Origin of the sequence: Sphaerospermopsis reniformis, from assembly GCF_005402885.1 — a bacterium.
Lineage (GTDB): Bacteria > Cyanobacteriota > Cyanobacteriia > Cyanobacteriales > Nostocaceae > Sphaerospermopsis > Sphaerospermopsis kisseleviana.
Genome location: NZ_BJCE01000464.1, coordinates 1 through 1,712, shown reverse-complemented (window position 1 = coordinate 1,712; position 1,712 = coordinate 1). Strand labels below are relative to the sequence as shown.

Here is a 1,712-nt window from a genome sequence, read left to right as displayed (position 1 = left end):
TTGAAATCCCAAAAAATGCACACTTTTTCCGGTATACCCTTCAAAACCCTTGCACTAATTTCTGTGTTTATCAGCCTCTAACCTTTGATATATCAAGGTTTTAGGTTTATTCAGCAAACCCTATATACTTTTGCCTTGCCTTTTACAGCTATTTTCAGGTAAATAAACCACATTTTGATTTAGGTTTCGCGTCAACAATGTAGGGGCGTTTGCGAACCGTGCTGGAAGCATCAGCATTCGGACAATTAATTATCGGTTTTTACCTAAGACTATCATCTGAATGCTTCGCCCTTACTGTGGTCTAAAGACATGAAAACTGCTGTAAATTACCAGGCGATCGCCCTATTTCATCCTCATAACTTCTCACATGTTTATTTCCCACTTTTAACGCCACTAATTTTTAACACATCCCTCATAGTTGCACAATAATTAGGCAAATCAAAACTCGCGGGATTGATAGCATGAGAATAGGTAAAATGCCGATAATTCATACAAAATCTATCCCAAGCTGCCATTTGAATCCTAAATATTTTAATAATCACATTCGCTAAACTCAAGGATAGGGGAATGCGGAAATAAATCTTTTTATTCAAATATTCACAAACTTCTTCTATTGCTTGATTTACTGTTAACCCAGATTGCCCTAAAACAAATCTTCGTGGATCTCCTGCTTGTGGTGGATAATCAATTAAATATTGTATAACTGTGGCAATATCTTGACCATGAATAAAGTGAAAACTACCATCAGCTTGTAAAAAACGAATGATATTAATATATTTAGTAACTTCAGGTATACCTGAAGTTAAATGAGAATAGGGTTTTTGATCATCTCCCCCTAAAACCAATGTAGGAAACACGGTAGTAATTTTTGGGAAAATTTCTAAATGTTCAATTTTATGTAAACAATCATATTTAGAACTAATATAATCTGTGCCGATTTCTCCTGCTTCTTTTAAAGGTTGATTTTCATGATTTAAAACACTAGCAGTTGAAAAATAAATTACCTGTTGACATCTTTCTGGGTTTAACAGGTTCATTAATTCTATGGTTTTGTTGACATTAACATCAAAAATGTTATCTCCACCCCAAGAAGTTGCTGTTAAAACTGCGGTATCTATAGTTTTTAGGAGGTTGGAAAAATTACTAATTTCCTGCATATCACCTTGTAAAATGGTGATTCCTGGACGTGCTTGAGCGTTAATTTGTAGTTTGTTGGGGTTTCTGACTAATAAATATAATTCGTGTTCTGTGTTTTTTATTAATGTTTCGCTGATATAATGACCGATACAGCCGCTTGCACCTGTGATTAAAATACGTTGTTTAGTCATTGATGTTGGGTTTTTGGGGATTTTTGATAACGGTGTATAATTATAGCATGATTTGAGCAGATAAATCCCCGACTTCTTAAAGAAGTCGGGGATCTGAGGTTTTGAGAAATTTTGCGTAGGTTTTGATTAATTAGGGTAAAATTATAACAGTGTGTTGGTGTTGAGTCTATGCGTCAATGTCTTAATCCTGACTGTCTTTTTCCTAATCCTGATAATTTTCAATATTGTCAAAAGTGCGGTAATAAGTTACTTTTGCGGGAAAGATATGCACCTCAATCAATTTTAGGTCAAGGTGGTTTTGGGAGAACATTTTTAGCTATTGATGAGGATAAACCATCAAAACCTTATTGTGTAATTAAACAATTTTTACCCCAAGCACAGGGA

Annotated in this window: 2 protein-coding genes; one reads left to right on the top strand and one right to left on the bottom strand. The window is 34.5% G+C overall.

Going from position 1 to position 1,712, the window contains the following annotated elements:
- Positions 1 to 371: 371 nt before the first annotated feature.
- Positions 372 to 1,328 (bottom strand): NAD-dependent epimerase/dehydratase family protein, encoded by a 957-nt coding sequence (locus FFR48_RS27735; RefSeq protein ID WP_137669560.1) that lies wholly within the window; start codon positions 1,326 to 1,328, stop codon positions 372 to 374.
- Between the two features lie 168 nt (positions 1,329 to 1,496).
- Between FFR48_RS27735 and FFR48_RS27730 the strand changes: the two genes are divergently transcribed.
- A partial coding sequence (locus FFR48_RS27730; protein WP_371851494.1) for a 4-Cys prefix domain-containing protein occupies positions 1,497 to 1,712 on the top strand: 216 nt, incomplete at its 3' end.